The sequence below is a fragment of the Mycobacterium sp. SMC-16 genome (assembly GCF_046250085.1).
GTDB lineage: Bacteria > Actinomycetota > Actinomycetes > Mycobacteriales > Mycobacteriaceae > Mycobacterium > Mycobacterium phocaicum.
The window spans coordinates 378938-396112 of the sequence record NZ_CP176427.1; the positions used below are offsets into that span (position 1 = coordinate 378938).

Here is a 17175-nt window from a genome sequence, read left to right on the forward strand (position 1 = left end):
GGGCGGTGTTGAGTCTGCGACCAGGGCCTGAAAGGCCGAGTAGGGAGGGCCCTGCCCGCAGGGTCAGCGGGCGGGGCGTACCCGGCCGTCCTGACGCTCGCTGCTGTCGAACATGAACGGGCTCATGAACTTGGTCATGCGGCGCAGATAGTCGGGCTGGCTGACGTGCAGGATGTGATTGCCGGGGAACCAGTGGAACGCGCAGCGATCCCAGTGTTCCCACAGCATTTCGGCCTGCTGCGGCGGCGCCAGGCGGTCGCCCAGACCGGCGATGATCAGCCGTCGATCCTTCGGCACCAGCGGCTTGTAGTTCAGCGGTGAGTGGTAAAGCCCGGCTGTGGCGATCAGGTCCTCGTCGGTGTGGGCCAGCCGGTTGCTCAGCTTGACCAGCAGGTTGGCCGGGAACCATTCGTCGACCGTGCGGTCCGGTGTCACCACCGGAACGTTCGGGATGACGGCCTGGATGCGGTCGTCGACCGAGGCGATCAGCGACGACGTGTAGCCGCCCAGCGACATCCCGGTCAGGGCAACGCGATCGACGCCGGTGTGCTCCAGATGGTCGAGCACGGAACGGAAGTCGTGCACCGCCTGCGCCATGGCCTCGGCGAAGCCGGGGACGCCGTCCATGAAGAAGCCGTAGCCGCTGTAGGGAGAGCCCTTCTCGGCCCGCGGCCCGTGGAACGGGAGGGTGTAGAGCAGGACGTCATACCCGGACCGGAAGAACCACGGCAGCGAGAAGAACAAGCCGTTGAACAGGTAGGGCGAGCCCATGAACCCGTGGATCACGCACAGCGTGGGGCGCGGACCGTCGTCGTGCCGCCAGTGCTGCGCATGCACGACGTTGTTGCGGGTGTAGCCACTTCGACGGTCCCGTAGGCCGGGATACACGGCGTCGTAACTGCTCTGGAACCAGATGTTCTCCACCCGGCCGCGCGCCACCCACTGCGCGACCTGGCCGGCGGGACGAGTGGACACCCGCGGCGGACGGCTGGGTGCAGGGAAGCACTGTTGCGGGTCCTTGGTGGTCGCGAGCTCGGCGTAGAACCGCAGGGCGTCGGGGTCGTCGCCGGCGCGGCTGCGCACCGCCGATGCCGCCATTCGCGGAATCATGCCGGCGCCGATCACCGAGGCCAGCGCCGTGCGAAGGCCCAGGTCAGCCACCGCTGAGGAGTCGACGATCAGCTTCTGTTGCCAGGTCAGGTCGGCCCGGCGCGGCAGTCCGCGTGCGGTGGCATCCGCACCCGGCACGTCGGGGACCGGGACGGGCGGGTTGAACGCATCGCCGTGCGGACTGTTCACGTTCGGATGCTAACCCCGATTCTCGGCGCCCGTCCGCCGATCGTCGATATCGAACAGCCTGGCGGCGTTGTGGTACAGCACTTTTCGCAGCCAGTCGTCGTCTGGGGCGACCTTGGCCAGGACGTTCAGCGACTCGGCATACGGGTACGGGATATTGGGGAAATCGCTGCCGAACAGGATTCGGTCACCGAACTCACCCAGGCGCGGCAATTCAGCAGGCGGGAACGGCATGGTCTCCTCGATGAACGGGGTGAACGCCATGGTGGTGTCCAGGTGGACGCTGTCGAATCGTTCGCAGAGGTCCAGGAATTCGCTGTACTCGGGCATACCCAGGTGCGCGATGATCAGCTTCAGGTTCGGGTGGCGGTCCAGAACCGTGCGGACGTGGTCGGGGCCGGTATGGCTACCGGGCGCCGGACCGGAACCGCAGTGGATGATCACCGGGACGCCGGCGTCGGCGATGGTGCCCCACACGTCGTCGAGCAGCGGGTCGGCCGGGCTGTAGTCCCCGACCTGCACGTGCGCCTTGAAGACCCGGGTACCGCCGGCGATGGCGTCGGCGACGTAGTCAGGTGCGCCGGGCTCGGGGTAGAACGTCGCGGTCGAGAGACAATCGGGAGTCTCGGCGGCGAACTGCGCGGCCCACTGGTTCAGCCAGGCCGCCATATCGGGCTTGTGTGGATAGACCAGCGAGGTGAACGCCAGCACCCCGAAACCGCGCAGCGTCTCCAGCCGGTGCTGCTCCTCGGTGCGGTACGTGATCGGCCACGTGCGGCCCGTCAGCGGCCCGGCGCTGTCGAAGTACTTCCACACCTTGTCCATCACGTTCTTGGGCATGAAATGGGTGTGCACATCGATCAGGCCGGGAAGGCCCAGCGACTGCCAGAGGTCGCGTACTGACTCGTCCATCACCCATCAGAATGTCAGGCACGTATCAGGCGCCGGCGGCAGGATGGGGATGTGTGGAATCCAGACACCTACCTCGCCTTCGCTGACCACCGCGGCCGGCCCTTCTACGACCTGCTCGCGCGGGTCGGTGCCCAAAGTCCCCGACGGGTGGCGGACGTCGGCTGCGGCCCCGGCAATCTGACCGTCACGCTGTCGGAGCGGTGGCCCGACGCGGTCATCGAAGCGGTGGACAACTCACCGGAGATGGTCGAGGCGGCACGCGCCCGCGGTGTCGATGCCCGGGTGGTCGCCGCCGCCGACTGGTCGCCCGCGCCGGACACCGACGTGATGGTGAGTAACGCTGTGCTGCAATGGGTTCCGGAGCACCGCGAACTGTTGCGCCGGTGGGTCACGCAACTACCGAAGGGCGCCTGGCTGGCGTTCCAGGTACCCGGCAACTTCGACTCGCCGTCACACCAGGCGGTGCGGGAGGTGGCTCGGTATCCGGAGTTCGCCGAAGCGCTGGCCGACATCCGGTTCCGCGAGACCAACGTCGTCGACGACCCGGCGGGATACGCCGCGCTGCTGACCGCCGCCGGCTGCACCGTCGACGCCTGGGAGACCACGTATCTGCACCAGTTGACCGGAGACACCCCGGTGCTGGACTGGATCACCGGTACCGCGCTGACGGACGTCCGCTCCCGGCTCACCGACGACGCCTGGGAGCGGTACCGCCAGGCGATCATCCCGCTGCTGGCGCAGGCCTATCCACCCCAGCCCGACGGGACGACGTTCTTCCCGTTCCGCCGGATTTTCGTGGTCGCCCAGACGTGAATCAGTGGAGCTGCTGGTACTGGTGCTGAATCGGGGTCCCGGGCTGGGGCGCGCTGTTCTGGTGCGCGACGATCTGGTGCACTGCGCTCGAGCCGGTGTTCGGTGCGGCATGGGCGGACGTCGCCAGGCCGATCGCGATCAGTCCGGGCGCGACGGTCAGGCCGACGACGATGATGAAGTAGCTGACCCAGCGGGTGACGATGCTCATCTGAATTCTCCTGCTGCTGTGGGCTTTTGATGTCGGGTCCGGAGTGATCCGGTGTTGACTCAAGAGTCCCGCAGCAGGCCCGCGGTGTCTGTCCACCAGCCGGGCCCTCAACAGGATGAATTCCGTGTCCCCCAATCGGGGGACGCGGGCGTTCTCGTGATGGGCGCCGCGCACCGGAGCTGATCACAGGAGAGCCCCGGAAGGCGCAGAAGTCCCTGGATGCAATGTGGTCGGCGGTCTGCCGATGGTTACTGCACTCAGGGACTTTTGACGACCCGAAAAAGTGCCTGGCTTCAGTCGTGACCGCCGCCAGCTCTCGGCGACTGAAGCCAGGGATATCTCCGGTCCCTGGTCAGCGGATGCTGTTGAGCGCCCCCAGCACCTGAGCCACCAGTTTGTCGATGTCGGCGCCCGTGGTGTCGACGACGAGGTCGGGGTTCTCCGGCGGCTCGTAGGGGGCGTCCACGCCGGTCAGGCCGCGCAGCTCACCGGCCTTGGCCCGGGCGTACAGGCCCTTGGGGTCGCGGCGCTCGCACTCGCTGCGCGGGGTGGACACGTAGACCTCGATGAACGGCAACTTGGCGACGGTGCTCAGCTCGCGTGCGGTGTCGCGGTCCGACTTCAGCGGCGACACCAGCGACGCCAGTGCCACCACACCCGAGTCGGCCAACAGGCGTGCCAGGTGGCCCACCCGGCGGATGTTCTCGGCCCGGTCTCCCGCGGAGAACCCCAGGTCGTCGGACAGCCCGTGCCGGATGTTGTCGCCGTCGAGCAGGTAGGCCACCTGCCCACTTTCGACCAGCGCCCGCTCGACCGCGACGGCCAGCGTCGACTTACCCGACGCCGGCAGCCCGGTGAACCAGATGGTCGCGCCCCGCTGCCCGGTCCGTGCCCACCGGTAGGACCGGTCCAATGACGAATGGTGCCAACGGATGTCGCTGCGCGAGTGGGTGCCGAGCTTCACCTCGCGCGGCTCGGTGATGGTGCCGGCGCCGACGGTGTCGTTGGACGTCTCGTCGATCAGGATGAAGGCGCCGCTCTCCCGGTTGTCGCGGTACGGGTCGGCGATGACGGTCGAGCTGGTGCGCAGTGTGACGGCGCCGATGTCGTTGAGTACCAACTCGACCGGCTGATCGATGTCGTCCAGCGTCTCGGGATCGAGCCGCGTGTGCAGCGCCTGCACCGTGGCGCGGACGGTGCGGGTGCCCTGCTTGAGTGCCAGACGGTCACCGGCGCGCAGCGGGGTCTCGGCGAACCAGCACACCGTGGCGTCGAGCTCGCGGGCCAGCACCGGGATCGACGCGTTCTCGGCACTGCTGACCAGCACGTCGCCGCGGCCGACATCGATGTCGTCGGCCAGCTCGATCGAAACCGACAGTGGGGCAACGGCTGTGGTGCGGTCGTCGTCGAGGGTGTCCACGGCGGTGACGGTCGAGCTGGTACCCGCAGGCAGGCTCAGCACGGTGTCGCCGACCTGCAGGGTGCCCGCGGTCAGCCGGCCGGTGTAGCGGCGGCGCTGTTCCGCGGTGGGTCGGGACACCCACTGGATGGGCAGCCGCAGCTTGGCCGGTTCGGGTTGCGGCGCACTGAGTTCGATGCCCTCGAGGTACTCCAGTAGTGTCGGCCCCTCGTACCACGGGGTGTTCTCCGAACGGTGCACGACGTTGTCGCCGAGCTTGGCCGCGAGCGGGATCACGGTGAGGTCCACCGCACCCAGTCGGGCGGCAACCTTACCGAGCTCGTCGTGTACCGCATCGAAGCGCGCCTGGTCGAAGTCGACCAGATCGATCTTGTTGACCGCGGCCACGAAGTGCTTGATACCCAACAGCTTTGCGATCCGCGCGTGGCGCAGGGTCTGGCGCAGCACACCGGCGCGGGCGTCGACCAGCAGGATGGCCACGTGCGCGTTGGAGGCGCCGGTGAACATGTTGCGGGTGTAGCGCTCATGGCCCGGGGTGTCGGCCAGGATGTAGCTGCGGGACTCGGTGGAGAAGAAGCGGTAGGCCACATCGATGGTGATGCCCTGTTCGCGTTCGGCGCGCAGGCCGTCGGACAGGGCCGCCAGGTCGGCCACCCCGTCGTCGTCGGTGACGGCGTCCAGGTGGTCCAGCGGCAGGCTGTCGGTGTCGTGCAGCAGCCGGCCGATCAGGGTGCTCTTGCCGTCGTCGACTGAGCCCGCGGTGGCAATGCGCAGAAGTTGCCTGGTGCTCATCAGAGGTAGCCCTCTCGCTTACGGTCTTCCATCGCCGCCACCGACGTGCGGTCGTCGGCGCGGGTCTCGCCGCGTTCCGACACGGTGGCAGCGGAGATCTCGGCGATGACGCTCGCGATGTCGACGGCCTTCGAGCGCACCGCACCGGTGATGGTCAGGTCGCCGACGGTGCGGTAGCGCACCCACTCCACCGCGGCCGATTCGCCAGGACCCGGCTGGGTGTACTCCGACACGGCGAGCAGGATGCCATCGCGTTCGAACACCTCGCGCTCATGCGCGAAGTAAATCGACGGCAGCTCAAGGTTTTCCAGCTCGATGTAGCGCCAGATGTCCAGTTCGGTCCAGTTGGACAACGGGAACACGCGCACCTGTTCGCCCTTGCGGATGCGGCCGTTGTAGAGCGACCAGGGCTCGGGCCGCTGGGCGCGCGGGTCCCACTGGCCGAACTCGTCGCGGAAGCTCAGGATGCGTTCTTTGGCGCGGGCGCGTTCCTCGTCGCGGCGGGCGCCGCCGAACGCTGCGTCGAAGCCGCCGGCCTCCAAGGCATCGAGCAGGGTGCGGGTCTGCTGCCTGTTGCGCGACGCCCCCGGACCCGGGTCGGCCACCCGGCCGGTGTCGATGCTCTCCTGCACCGACCCGACGAGCAGCTTGTGCCCGACGCCGGTGGTGCGGCGATCCCGGAAGTCGATGACCTCGGGGAAGTTGTGGCCGGTGTCGACATGCAGTACCGGGAACGGCAATGGTCCGGGCCGGAAAGCCTTCTCGGCCAACCGAAGTAGCACTATCGAGTCCTTGCCCGCGGAGAACAGCAGGACCGGGCGCTCCAGCTCGGCCACGACCTCGCGGATGATGTGCACGGCTTCGGCTTCGAGCAGCCGGAGCTCGTCGACGTGAATACTCATACCGGCAGCCCTTCCTTTTCGGCTTCGGCGCGGTAGCGCTCCACCCATTCGTCCGAACGCTGATCGGCCTGACGCTCCAGCACCGGCGTCGGTGCCAACCTGCGGTCCTGACCGAGCGCCTCGAGCACATCGCCGACGACCTCGGTCAGGTTGCGCCACAACACCGGATACGGCACTTCGATCCGGTTGACGTTCTCGTCGAGGAACCACTTCTGCCAGCCCTCCTCCTGGGCCCGCAGCATCCGCACGACGTGTGCGATGGCGCCGGCGTGGTACTCGGCGCGGGCGTCGCGCACCGGGTCCGGACGGCCCCGCCACACGCGGGTCTGCACCGCGCGCCAGAACGAAACCGCTTGTGACACCACGTCGGGCCGGTGAATGTGGATGAGCACCGGATCGGAGCCGATGACGTCGCGGATGGCGGCCAGCAGTCCGTCACCGGAGCGGTCCGGCAGGCCCTGGGCCCGGCGCTGCAACTGCGCGGTCTGGTTCCACATGAGCTTGCCGCCCCAGATGCCGTTGGGCGTGCGTCCGGCGGTCTGGATGTAGTCGCGCCAGATGGTGGCCGGGGCCAGCTCGGGCCTGCCGTCGATCAGCGGGTCCAGCAGCCGCAGGATCGATTCGTCTTCCGTGTCGGCGAACCATTCGCGCGGCTGCGGGGACATGCTGGTGTGTGGCAGGTACTGGAAGAACTCCTGGGGTTCGCCGGCCACACCGGTGGCGCGCAGCGACTCGACGAGAAGCGTGCTGCCGCTGCGCTGTGATGCGAGGACCAGATAGGCCGTCCGTGCTGTCATGGCGCAAGAGCCTAGCCTGCGCTGAAATCCCTTGCAGAAGGGGATTTTTCGCACAATGAGTATTAGTCTTGCGACGTCGAATCCGGGTTGATTCCGCGGTCGGAGGCCACCGCTGAGCGGCTCGTCGCAGGGCGTCCGTGGATGCTCAGATATGTCCGGGTATAGCGGTCGGAGATCTGCGTCCCGGTGAAGTCCGACGGTATGACATCGCCCGTCTGCTGCCGCCAGGTGTTGAGCTTGAGCGCCAATTGTGCTGCCACTGCATGGTATTCGGGTTGCACGTCGAGCAGGAGATTGTGCCGCTCGGTGGGGTCGGCGTGCAGGTCATAGAGTTCGCGGGCCGGGCGTGGGTCACTGATGGCCGGCTGCACGGCCCGGCCGGGCGGGCTGTCGGCGATGTCCCATGGCAGGTCCAGCAGCGGGCGCGAAGCATAGTTCTCGATGTAACTGAAGTCTTTTGTTCGCACTGCGCGAATAGGGTCGAACGAGTCGTGATAGGTCTTCGCGGTGTAGACCTCCTCGCGTACCGCGGACCCCGCCTCGCTGCGCGTCAGAGCCTGCGCGTGCGAAAAACCCTCCACCTCAACTGGAACGGGCACCCCGAGCAACTCCAACAGCGTCGGCAGCAGGTCCACCCCGCTGAAGAGTTCGTCGTACACGTGTGGCTCGATCCCGGCGTCGCGTGGTGGCCGCACGACCATCGCGATGCCCGTGCCGGCGTCGTACAGCGTCGACTTCGCCCGTGGCAGGGCCGGTCCGTGATCGGTGAGGAACACCACCCACGTGTTGCGGTCCAGCCCACGGGCTTCCAGCGCGTCCAGCAGCTGCCCCACCGCCGCATCGGCGACCGCGATGGACCCGTAGAACTCCGCCAGGTCTTCCCGTACGGAGTCGGTGTCAGGCAGGTAATCGGGGACGGTGACGGTCTCGCCGGCGGCGGGTTCGTAGCGTTCCCGCGGGTACGGCCGGTGCGTCTCGAAGAATCCAGTGGTGAGCAGGAACGGCTTCTGTGGTGGTTCCTCGAGCCACCGCAGGGCCTGCTCGACGACGTATTCACAGTAGGAGTTCGAGACGTCGTATTCGTCGAACCCCAGCCGGGACGGGAACGACGTCTCGTGCTGCATACCGAACAGTGCGGTGTGCCAACCGGATTCGGAGAGCAGCTGGGGAAGCGTCTGCACGCCGGCGTGGTACTCCCAGCCGTGGTGCGCCAGCCCGACGAGCCCGTTGCTCTGCGGGTAGCGCCCGGTGAAGATCGAACCGCGCGACGGCGAGCACAGCGGGGCGGTGGCGTGTGCCCGGGTGAACAGGGTGCCTTCGGCGGCCAGCTGGTCCAGCCGGGGACTGCGGACGTCGCGGTGGCCGTACGCCCCGAGGTAGCGCCCGAGGTCGTGCCAGTGCACGAACAGCACGTTCTGGCCCGGCGTGTGGGGCATGGGTCGGCTACCTCCTGGCGGTCATGGTCACGAAATCAGCCATGAAACCGCGAATTGCCTTACTCTTCAACGGTTTCGTGCGTCATGATTCGTGCCCGCCTCACCGCCACGCGAAAACCGGCTGCTCCAGTTCGTCGACGGGGTCCGGCCGGCCCTCCAGTCCGAGCCAGCGCATCTGAAGCAGGACCGCACCCGTGGGCGCGTGGATGAGGTCGTTGCCCAGCGGAATCTGGACCACCGGACGGTCACTCTCGGGAATCGAGATGAACCGCGGCGAGTCCGGCCGCTGCAACTGGTGCAGCCCGACGCGGTACACGGCCAGCACCTCGTCGGGCGACGGCTGCGGGTCGAGCCGGCCGCCGCCCCACATCACCACCGGTGTGATGACGTATCCGGAGCGCGTCGCGTAGTCGTCGAGCAGGCCCAGCACCGACTCGTCGGGCAACTTGATGCCGACCTCCTCGTGCAGTTCGCGCAGCGCGGCATCCACGACGGTCTCGCCGGGATCGAGGCGCCCGCCGGGCAGTGCCCACTGCGCGGCATGCGAGTTCAGCCGGGACGTCCGGCGGCACAGCAGGAACGCGGCGCCGCCGGCGACGTCGACCATGCGGCCGTCAAGATTCTGGTCGGGCAGCGGTCGCCCGCCGATCCATTCGTCGACCGGGGCCGGATCGATGCGATCTTCGCCGCGCTCCGAGTCCACCAGCACGATGGCCACCGCGGCGTGCCGCTTGCTCGGGTCGTCGGCCACCCGGCGGCGATGACCGGCCAGGTGCGTCCCGATCTGCGCGCGCAGGGTTTCGTCGTACGGGATCGTCATCGGGCCGACGCTACGCCCCGGCGGAGTCAGGTGGTGGGGGGCATCCCACAGGCCATATACACGTATTTGTTGGGGACGTCGAAGGTGAAGGCCCGGGCCGGCAGCGCGGCCAGCAGGTCGGCGGGCAGCGGCGTCTTGTAGCGCAGCGACATCGAGCCCTCGAAGCTCGGGTCGACGGCGGAGAGGTCGGGGGCGTCCAGCAGCAGACCGGACTCGTCCAGCTCGGCGCGCACCATGGTGCCGTCGGGCTCGTCCCACATGTGGTTGACGGTCTTGGCGCCCTTCTTCGGCACCGACGACAGCGTCCCGATGAGCCGCTTTTCGGTGATCACCAGGGCGCCGACGAGGCTGCGGAGGGTGCCTTTGGCGACCTTGCCGGGTACGTGGCCGGAGAACCGGAACGTCACCGGGACGAACTCGGCCACGTGCAGCAGCCCTTCGGCCTGGAGCTGCTCGCGGATGTCATCGGGCAGGTTGCCGATGCCGAGCAGCTTGCGCAGCAGAACAGCCATGCCCTCAGCGTAGGCCCCGAGTGTGGATGCACCACAAAAACGGCGCCGAGTGTGACTGTGGTGTCACACCCGGCGCCGTCTGCTGTCAGTTCTGTGCGGGCAGGACGTGCTCGCCGGTCTTGTCCGTCGCCAGGCACAGCGAGCAGATGTAGCCGCCCTCGGCCGAGGCCAGCATGTCCGGCCGCTCGTACTCGTGGTGGCACTTCTGGCACAGCAGGTGCGCGTCGGACGGGTTGCCGTACTCGTCGTACATCGGCAGGTCGATGCCGTCGTCGGTGCGGCGCAGGTAGTACTTGCCCTTGGTCGCGATGGCGATGATGGGCGGCAGCACCACGCCGAGGCCGATCGCCACCAGCGGCGAGTAGGGCGTGAGAGCCGAGCCGAGCCCACCGAAGAACGCGATCACCGACAGGCCCGCCGCGATCAGCATGGAGCCGAAGCCCACCGGATTGAAGGCGTACAGCATGCCGCGACGGAACTCGGGCTCCTTGGGCGACAGCTTCAGCAGGTACTTGTTGAAGACGATGTCGCTCGCCACGACCACAACCCAGGCCATGCCGCAGTTGGCGTAGAAACCCAGGATGGTGCTGAGGAAGTCGAACATGTTGGCTTCCATCAGGATCAGCGCGATCAGTAGGTTCACGCCGAGGAACACCAGGCGGCCGGGGTAGTGGTTGGTGACGCGGGTGTAGGAGTTGGTCCAGGCCAGCGAGCCCGAGTAGGCGTTGGTGACGTTGATCTTGATCTGGCTGATCACCACGAGCACCACGGCCAAGGTCATGGCGAGCCAGCCCGGCAGGAAGTTCTCGTAGATCGACAGGAACTGGTGCACCGGCTGATTGGCGATGCCCGCGCTGTCGGCGACATTGGCGATCAGGTAGACGGCGAGGAACAGGCCGACGACCTGCTTGATCGCGCCGAAGAACACCCAGCCCGGGCCGGCCAGGAACATCCAGGTCCACCAGGAGCGCTTGTTCTCAGGCGTCTTCGGCGGCATGAACCGCAGGTAGTCGTTCTGCTCGGCGATCTGCGCGATCAGTGACAGACACACGCCGGCGGCCAGCAGAGTCGAGCCCATGTCGAAGCCCTGGATGTGGTCTTTGCCCTGGTAGGCGAAGAACTGGCCGACTGATTCGGGATGGCTGATCAGCAGATAGACGAACGGTGCGACCATCAGGATCAGCCACAGCGGGGTCGTCCAGACCTGCAGCGTCGAGAGCACCTTCATGCCGTAGATGACCAGCGGGAAGATGATGAGCGTCGACACCGCGTAGCCGAGCCACAACGGCAGTCCCAGGCCCAATTTGAGGCCCTGGGCCATGATCGACCCCTCCAACGCGAAGAAGATGAAGGTGAACGTCGCGAAGATGACGTTCGTGACCACCGAGCCGTAGTAACCGAAGCCGCTGCCGCGGGTCACCAGGTCGAGGTCGATGTTGTACCGGGCCGAGTAGTACGCCACCGGAAACCCGGTCAGCAGGATGACGACCGCGAAGATCGCGATGCCCGCCAGCGCGTTGGTGGTGCCGTACGAGATGCCGATGTTCGCGCCGATCGCGAAATCGGCCAGGTAGGCGATGCCGCCCAGTGCCGAGATACCGACCACGCGCGTCGACCATTTCCGGTAACTGCGTGGCGCGAAGCGGAGGGTGTAGTCCTCCAGGGTTTCTCGCGTCGCGGTCAACCGGTCCTGATCATCCGGTGCCACTGCAGGCGACAGCTGCTCCTGGCTGAGGTCTTGGGTCATGGTTAGCGAAGCTATGGTCAGTTTGTTTCGTGCCCGTGACAGTTATGTTCCGGGCGGTAGCGAATTTCTGGCGCGCGAGCGTACCCCGAAAGGAGACCGGTGACGAACCGCAACCGCTGGCTGTTGGGAGCCGCGGCCGCGATCGGTTACGCCCTGCTGTGGGTGGGCTGGGTCGCACAGTGGTCCTGGGTGACGACGCTCGACACGTCGCTGCTCGCGCCCGCCCACCGGTACGGCGTCGCACACCCCGGCTGGGTGGTGGGCTGGCGCTGGCTGTCGTTCGTTTTCGGCCCGTGGACCTTTCAGATCACCGCTGTGGTGGTCGCCTTCGTCGCGCTCGCCCGGCGGCAGCGGCGCACCGCGCTCTTCCTCTTGGTCGGGGTCGTGTCGTCGGGTCTGGTCACCGAGGTCGCCAAGGACATCGCGCAACGGGCGCGGCCATTGACCGCGCTGGCGCACGAACCGTCGTGGTCCTTCCCGTCGGGACACGCGCTCGGCACCATGGCCGGTGCACTCGGATTGTGTGCGGTGTTCCGGATGGCTCAGGTGGCGCGCGCCCGGCTGATCGAGGTGCTCTGCGCGGTGATCGTGGTGTTCGTCGGGGTGAGCCGCGTGGTGCTCAACGTGCACAACCCGACCGATGTGCTCGCGGGTTGGTTGCTGGGCAGCCTGTGGTTCCTGGTGTGCCTACCACTATTGAGTCACAGCGGGTCTCGAAGCCGAAGCGTTATCGTGCCCAAACCTTGACCCGCCCTGGCTTGACCTTCCAGAGGGCGGTTCTCGACCATGGACGGGTGCGCCGACTGTTCGCTTTGCTGTGTGCTGCCGCGCTGGCGGTGGCACTGGCGCCCGTCGGCAATGCGGTGGTCACGCCCTGGTTCGCCAACTCGGTTGGATCGGCCACGCAGGTGATTTCGGTTGTGGGCGTTGGTGGTTCGTCGGCCAAGATGGACGTGTACCAGCGTGGGCCCGCGGGGTGGGACGCCGTTGCTGTCGGTATCCCGGCGCATGTCGGCTCCAGGGGCATGGTCCCGCAGAGTCATGACGGCAACCTGCAGACCCCGATGGGCATCTTCACGTTGCCGTTCGCGTTCGGGACCGCCGCCAATCCCGGGACGGGTCTGCAGTACGTCCAGACCACACCCGATCACTGGTGGGACGGCGACATGAAGAGCCCCACCTACAACACCATGCAGGTGTGCAAGAAGGCGCAGTGCCGCTTCGACACCGATCCCGCAAGTGGCACCGAGAATCTCGACATCACGGCCTACAAGTACGCCGTCGTGATGGGCGTCAACCCGCAACGGACGCCCGGTAACGGTGGCGCGTTCTTCGTCCACATCGGTGACGGCCCGACGGCGGGGTGCGTGGCGATCGATGAAGGCACCCTGGTGAAAATCATGCGATGGCTGCAACCGGGAGCGCTGATCGCCGTTGCCAAGTAATCAGATATGAAGGGCAGCAACGGGTTTAACCGCGGAACCGGACTGAACGCCGGCCCGTTTTCTTCCACAGCGCGGACACAGCGGACGAAAAGCAATCTGCGAGAACGTAGTTCGCACGTGTCCCGAGCTGCGGTAACGCGTTCGCGCGTTAGGGTGGTTGGGTTATGAGCCACCAGCTGGGGTTGTCGATCGGGACGACCAACCTGGTCGCAGCGCGCGTCGGTGAACCACCCATGGTGCGGCGCGCGGTGTTGCGCCTGTTCCGTGACCGCGCGCCCGAGATCGGGTTGTCCGCGGATACCGTCGACGACGGCGTGACGCTGCGCGGTTTCGTCGAACGCGTCGGCGATCCGGTTCCGATGGTGGCGACCGACGGCACGGCATATCACGCCGACCAGTTGGTGGCCGAGGCGCTGGACGCCCTCATCGAGGCAGCCGGCGGCGAGCCACCGACGGGGCAGCTGGCGATTTCCGTTCCTGCGCACTGGGATACCGCGACGCTGCGGGCCATGCGGACCGTGATGCGGTCCAACCCCAGTCTGGCGCCCAACGGGGTCCCGGCGCGGCTGGTGTCCGATGCGGTGGCGGCCCTGACCGCACTGCACGCCAATCCGGGTCTGCCTGCCACCGGTACTGCCGCGCTGCTCGATTTCGGTGGTGGCGGCACCAGTATCACGATCGCCGCGGCGGACGCGTCGTTCGAGCCCATCGAGACCGTGCGGTACGCAGAGTTCTCCGGCGAGGCCGTCGATCAGGCCCTGCTGTCGCACGTGCTCGACCGGGTCGGTGGCACCGGCGGAGTGGACACCGCGGGCACTGCCGCTGTGAGTTCGCTGGAGAAACTCCGTGAATCCTGCTGTGCGGCAAAGGAACAACTGTCAGGGTCCGAAACGGCGACGGTGCCGGTGGATATTCCGGGTCACCAGGGTGACGTCGAGGTCACCCGCGCCGAGTTGTCCGATCTGCTCGACGAACCGCTGACCGGCGTACTGGCAGAGCTCGACGAGCTGTTGCAGCGCAACGACATTGCGTGGCGGTCCGTCAGCTCGGTGGTCGCGGTCGGTGGCGGCGCCCGCATTCCGATGATCAGCGCGCGGCTGGCCGAACACCTCGAGGCGCGTGGCGCCGCGGGCGTGCTGGTGACGACCCCGCAGCCGGCGCTGGATGCCGCCGTGGGCGCGGCGCTGTTCGCGGTGTACGGCGCCGACTCGGCAGCCAAGACCGGCATGGCTCCCGCCGTGCTGCTGACCGGGACCGCGCCGACCGCTGCGGTCGACGGCGGGTCGGCCACCGAACCCGCCCCGGTCTCCGACCTCGACGTGCTCACCGACACCGCCGCCGCCCGCGTGGTGAAGGCCACCGGCCCGTCACTGGCCTGGTCCGAGGACTCCGACGGGGGCGGCGATCTGCTGCCCTACACCGGCGAGGACGTCTTCGGTGACACCACGACCACCCGCGCCATCGCGCAGTATGTGCCGCCGGCCGGAGTGGTGGCCCCCGAGCCGTCCAAGGCCTGGCAGCGACTCCCGCTGGTGGTGTTCGGCGTCGCGATCTTCGCCGTCATCGCGGCCGTGGGCGGCGTGACCATCGCGCTGACCGGCGACCGCAAACCCGCGGCGCCGTCGACCACACCGCCGCCGCCGGCGACGAGCGAATCACCAACGCCACCACCGTCGCCGGCCGAACCGCCGCCACCCAGCACCGTCACCGTCACCAACGAGGTGCCCGCGCCGCCGCCCCCGCAGCCGAGCCCGACGTACCAGCCGCCGGTCACCCACGCACCGGCGCCGCCGCACACCACCACGACGCACGCCCAGACGACGACTCCGCCCCCGGCGACCACCACCGCCACCACGACCGAGCCGCCACCGCCGCCTCCGCCGCCACCCACGACGGAGACGCCGACGTCCACGACGCCGACCATGACCACGAGCTATATCCGGCTGCCGTTCGTCCCGGTGCCGATCCCGATTCAGGTGCCCAAGGGCCCGGACCAGCCGGTGGAATCCCAGCCGCCGGCCAATCCGTACTACCCCGGACAGCAGCAGTACCCGTACGGGCAGTACCCACAGCAATATCCGCAGCAATACCCCTATTGACGGGTGGAATTGCAAACGAACTGGCTGATTTAAACCCAAAAATGCCTATTGACGTGGGCGTCACAACATCATTGTGAACTCGAAATTAACTTGATCGCATACCACAGATGCGGCAATCTTGTTCTATGAATTCGACAAGAACACGCGTCGGGTTGGCGGCCGCTGCGGCCATGGTTGCGCTGGGCACTCTGGGGGCGATCTCCGCTGGAGTGACCGATGGCGGCACCGTCGCCGGCTCGGACCACGCTCCGATCAACACCGTTTTCAACAGCCCTGAGGTCCCCGATTTCAACAACGGTGCCACGCAGACCTGGTCTCCGGCGGCATCAACGGCGTCAACGATGAGCGCAGCGCCGGGAGTTAAGGCAGGATAGGGCCCCATGAAGACTGCATGGGGTGTTGCTGCGGCAACTTCGCTGGGTGCTGTGGCTTTGATCTGCAGTGGTGTGGCTTCCGCCGGTAGCGCACCCAATGTGGTCGGCCAGAAGTTCAGTGACGCGCGATCGGCACTGGCCAACGCTGGTTTCAAGCCGTTGGTGTCGACGACTGTGGGCGACCAGCTCCAGTGGCCGAACTGCGTGGTGACCAACCAGGTCGCCCGCACGGTCTCGGCGCCGGCCAACAGTGGCGGTTCGAGCAGCAGCCAGGTTTTGCTGTCGCTGAACTGTGAGGCCGCGTTCGCGACCCCCGGCAGCCCTGGCAACTCGCTGGGCAGCCCGGCGGGCTCGCAGGCCTACGCGTCGGCATCGGCGTCGGCCGCAGCGGCTTCCGCGTCGGCGTCCGCCGCAGCTGAGGCGGCTGCGGCTGCCGATGCGGGCCAGGTCTGGGAGGGCCAGAACTCCGGACGCTGAGCCGGAACCGGTTGTTACTGGGCGGTTTCGGTTTTCGGCGGTGTCGAATACCCGGCTGTCCGCAGGTCTGGGTATTCGGTATTGCTGATCTTGGCTTTTTGGTCGGGATTCGCTGGCTGACGCCGATATCTGGCTGGCATCAGGTTTTGCTGACCGCTGATTCGTGGTTGCCCGCCGACGATGAGAATGCCGCTCTTGCAGGTGATTTCAAGCGTGTCGCAAGTTGCGCCAAGTCTGTCTGAGCGGCTTGTATATGGCACTGTGCCGGAAATGGATCGTCGAAACATGATGCGCGCATCGGGGCTGGGCCTGCTGGCCGCCGCCGCGATGCCGTCCCCCGCCGCTCTCGCGGATTCCCAACCGGGCAGCTCGCCCACTCCGCCGCTGGCTCCCCAGCCGGCTGCGCAAACACAGTCCTACATCTTCCACGACGAGTTCGACGGCCCTGCCGGTTCGCGGCCCGACCCGGCCAAATGGAACATCTCCCCGCAGCGCGAGACCATCAAGAACCCGGTGTTCTGGGACCGCCCGGAGAACATGGGCCAGTACCGCGACGACCGGGAACACGTCTTCCTGGACGGCAAGGGCAACCTCGTCATCCGCGCCACGCGCGACGGAAACGGGAAATACACCAGTGGCAAGGTCTTCGGCACCTTCTGGGGTGGCATCAACAGCACCTGGGAAGCCCGGATCAAGTTCAACTGCCTGACCAACGGTTGCTGGCCGGCCTGGTGGCTGTCCAACGACCACCCCGTCGTCGGCGGTGAGATCGACCTCGCCGAGTGGTACGGCAACGGTGAATGGCCGTCGGGCACCACGGTGCACGCGCGGTCGGACGGCACGTCGTTCGACACGCACCCGCACCCGATCGACGGTGGCTGGCACACCTGGCGTGTCACCTGGAACGACGGCGGTATGTCGTTCTGGCAGGACTACGCCGAGGGCATGCAGCCCTACTTCTACGTGCCTGCCAACTCGCTGGACGACTGGCCGTTCAACCTGCCCGGCTACTCGGTGTTCCCGGTCCTGAACCTGGCGGTGTCCGGTTCCGGTGGCGGCGACCCGAAGGGTGGCAGCTACCCGGCCGAGATGCTCGTCGACTACGTGCGAGTCTGGTAAACCTCC

17 protein-coding genes are annotated in these 17175 nt (G+C 67.2%); 7 read left to right on the forward strand and 10 right to left on the reverse strand.

All coding sequences use genetic code 11. From position 1 onward, the window contains the following. Positions 1–63: 63 nt before the first annotated feature. Positions 64–1299: a S9 family peptidase gene (locus tag ACJEIK_RS01695; protein WP_064860581.1), complete on the reverse strand. Its 1236-nt coding sequence runs from the start codon at positions 1297–1299 to the stop codon at positions 64–66. 9 nt (positions 1300–1308) lie between these two features. Further along, positions 1309–2208, reverse strand: coding sequence for an amidohydrolase family protein (locus ACJEIK_RS01700; RefSeq protein ID WP_064860582.1), 900 nt, complete (start codon positions 2206–2208; stop codon positions 1309–1311). Positions 2209–2259: 51 nt separating this feature from the next. On the opposite strand from ACJEIK_RS01700, the gene ACJEIK_RS01705 reads away from it, so the two are divergent. Next, the gene (locus ACJEIK_RS01705) at positions 2260–3021 is read left to right on the forward strand and encodes a trans-aconitate 2-methyltransferase (protein ID WP_409430928.1); all 762 of its coding nucleotides are present in this window, start codon (positions 2260–2262) and stop codon (positions 3019–3021) included. Position 3022: 1 nt separating this feature from the next. Here the strand turns inward: ACJEIK_RS01705 and ACJEIK_RS01710 are convergent, their stop codons facing one another. From ACJEIK_RS01710 to ACJEIK_RS01745, 8 genes are all read right to left on the reverse strand, one after another. Then, on the reverse strand, positions 3023–3229 hold the full coding sequence (locus tag ACJEIK_RS01710; RefSeq protein ID WP_061001053.1) for a hypothetical protein: 207 nt from the start codon (positions 3227–3229) through the stop codon (positions 3023–3025). Positions 3230–3581: 352 nt separating this feature from the next. Beyond that, complete coding sequence (cysC, locus tag ACJEIK_RS01715) at positions 3582–5441, reverse strand: adenylyl-sulfate kinase (protein WP_409430929.1); 1860 nt, start codon at positions 5439–5441, stop codon at positions 3582–3584. Further along, complete coding sequence (cysD, locus tag ACJEIK_RS01720) at positions 5441–6343, reverse strand: sulfate adenylyltransferase subunit CysD (protein ID WP_406801669.1); 903 nt, start codon at positions 6341–6343, stop codon at positions 5441–5443. The genes cysC and cysD overlap by 1 nt, the downstream gene beginning before the upstream one ends. After that, positions 6340–7140 (reverse strand): trehalose 2-sulfotransferase, encoded by an 801-nt coding sequence (gene stf0 / locus ACJEIK_RS01725; RefSeq protein WP_061001055.1) that lies wholly within the window; start codon positions 7138–7140, stop codon positions 6340–6342. The genes cysD and stf0 overlap by 4 nt, the downstream gene beginning before the upstream one ends. 62 nt (positions 7141–7202) lie before the next feature. After that, entirely contained in the window at positions 7203–8576 is a 1374-nt protein-coding gene (locus ACJEIK_RS01730) for a sulfatase (protein ID WP_061001056.1), read from the reverse strand. Between the two features lie 100 nt (positions 8577–8676). Continuing rightward, complete coding sequence (locus ACJEIK_RS01735; protein ID WP_409430930.1) at positions 8677–9396, reverse strand: NUDIX hydrolase; 720 nt, start codon at positions 9394–9396, stop codon at positions 8677–8679. A gap of 26 nt (positions 9397–9422) precedes the next feature. After that, positions 9423–9908, reverse strand: a complete 486-nt coding sequence (locus tag ACJEIK_RS01740; RefSeq protein WP_409430931.1) for a hypothetical protein — start codon at positions 9906–9908, stop codon at positions 9423–9425. Between the two features lie 85 nt (positions 9909–9993). Further along, positions 9994–11655: a purine-cytosine permease family protein gene (locus tag ACJEIK_RS01745; protein ID WP_064860589.1), complete on the reverse strand. Its 1662-nt coding sequence runs from the start codon at positions 11653–11655 to the stop codon at positions 9994–9996. 99 nt (positions 11656–11754) lie between these two features. Between ACJEIK_RS01745 and ACJEIK_RS01750 the strand changes: the two genes are divergently transcribed. The 6 genes from ACJEIK_RS01750 to ACJEIK_RS01775 all read left to right on the forward strand — a co-directional run bounded on the left by ACJEIK_RS01750 (position 11755) and on the right by ACJEIK_RS01775 (position 17169). After that, positions 11755–12402 carry a phosphatase PAP2 family protein gene (locus ACJEIK_RS01750; RefSeq protein WP_064860590.1) on the forward strand — a complete coding sequence of 216 codons (648 nt, stop codon included), beginning with the start codon at positions 11755–11757 and terminating at the stop codon, positions 12400–12402. 47 nt (positions 12403–12449) lie between these two features. Next, positions 12450–13100 (forward strand): L,D-transpeptidase, encoded by a 651-nt coding sequence (locus tag ACJEIK_RS01755; RefSeq protein WP_163692815.1) that lies wholly within the window; start codon positions 12450–12452, stop codon positions 13098–13100. Positions 13101–13264: 164 nt separating this feature from the next. Further along, a complete protein-coding gene (locus tag ACJEIK_RS01760) occupies positions 13265–15199 on the forward strand; it encodes an Hsp70 family protein (RefSeq protein WP_226520467.1) in 1935 nt (644 codons plus the stop codon). Positions 15200–15324: 125 nt separating this feature from the next. After that, on the forward strand, positions 15325–15573 hold the full coding sequence (locus ACJEIK_RS01765; protein WP_409430932.1) for a hypothetical protein: 249 nt from the start codon (positions 15325–15327) through the stop codon (positions 15571–15573). Between the two features lie 6 nt (positions 15574–15579). After that, on the forward strand, positions 15580–16050 hold the full coding sequence (locus tag ACJEIK_RS01770) for a PASTA domain-containing protein (RefSeq protein WP_237163081.1): 471 nt from the start codon (positions 15580–15582) through the stop codon (positions 16048–16050). 270 nt (positions 16051–16320) lie between these two features. Then, positions 16321–17169 carry a glycoside hydrolase family 16 protein gene (locus tag ACJEIK_RS01775; RefSeq protein WP_166428208.1) on the forward strand — a complete coding sequence of 283 codons (849 nt, stop codon included), beginning with the start codon at positions 16321–16323 and terminating at the stop codon, positions 17167–17169. The last annotated feature ends 6 nt before the right edge of the window (positions 17170–17175 follow it).

What these genes read in the sequence shown, in the direction of transcription:
- ACJEIK_RS01700 (WP_064860582.1), bottom strand. Translation starts at nt 2,208, where the DNA reads ATGGACGAGTCAGTACGCGACCTCTGGCAGTCGCTGGGCCTTCCCGGC.
- ACJEIK_RS01710 (WP_061001053.1), bottom strand. Translation starts at nt 3,229, where the DNA reads ATGAGCATCGTCACCCGCTGGGTCAGCTACTTCATCATCGTCGTCGGC.
- cysC (WP_409430929.1), bottom strand. Translation starts at nt 5,441, where the DNA reads ATGAGCACCAGGCAACTTCTGCGCATTGCCACCGCGGGCTCAGTCGAC.
- cysD (WP_406801669.1), bottom strand. Translation starts at nt 6,343, where the DNA reads ATGAGTATTCACGTCGACGAGCTCCGGCTGCTCGAAGCCGAAGCCGTG.
- stf0 (WP_061001055.1), bottom strand. Translation starts at nt 7,140, where the DNA reads ATGACAGCACGGACGGCCTATCTGGTCCTCGCATCACAGCGCAGCGGC.
- ACJEIK_RS01730 (WP_061001056.1), bottom strand. Translation starts at nt 8,576, where the DNA reads ATGCCCCACACGCCGGGCCAGAACGTGCTGTTCGTGCACTGGCACGAC.
- ACJEIK_RS01735 (WP_409430930.1), bottom strand. Translation starts at nt 9,396, where the DNA reads ATGACGATCCCGTACGACGAAACCCTGCGCGCGCAGATCGGGACGCAC.
- ACJEIK_RS01740 (WP_409430931.1), bottom strand. Translation starts at nt 9,908, where the DNA reads ATGGCTGTTCTGCTGCGCAAGCTGCTCGGCATCGGCAACCTGCCCGAT.
- ACJEIK_RS01745 (WP_064860589.1), bottom strand. Translation starts at nt 11,655, where the DNA reads ATGACCCAAGACCTCAGCCAGGAGCAGCTGTCGCCTGCAGTGGCACCG.
- ACJEIK_RS01760 (WP_226520467.1), top strand. Translation starts at nt 13,265, where the DNA reads ATGAGCCACCAGCTGGGGTTGTCGATCGGGACGACCAACCTGGTCGCA.
- ACJEIK_RS01765 (WP_409430932.1), top strand. Translation starts at nt 15,325, where the DNA reads ATGAATTCGACAAGAACACGCGTCGGGTTGGCGGCCGCTGCGGCCATG.
- ACJEIK_RS01770 (WP_237163081.1), top strand. Translation starts at nt 15,580, where the DNA reads ATGAAGACTGCATGGGGTGTTGCTGCGGCAACTTCGCTGGGTGCTGTG.
- ACJEIK_RS01775 (WP_166428208.1), top strand. Translation starts at nt 16,321, where the DNA reads ATGGATCGTCGAAACATGATGCGCGCATCGGGGCTGGGCCTGCTGGCC.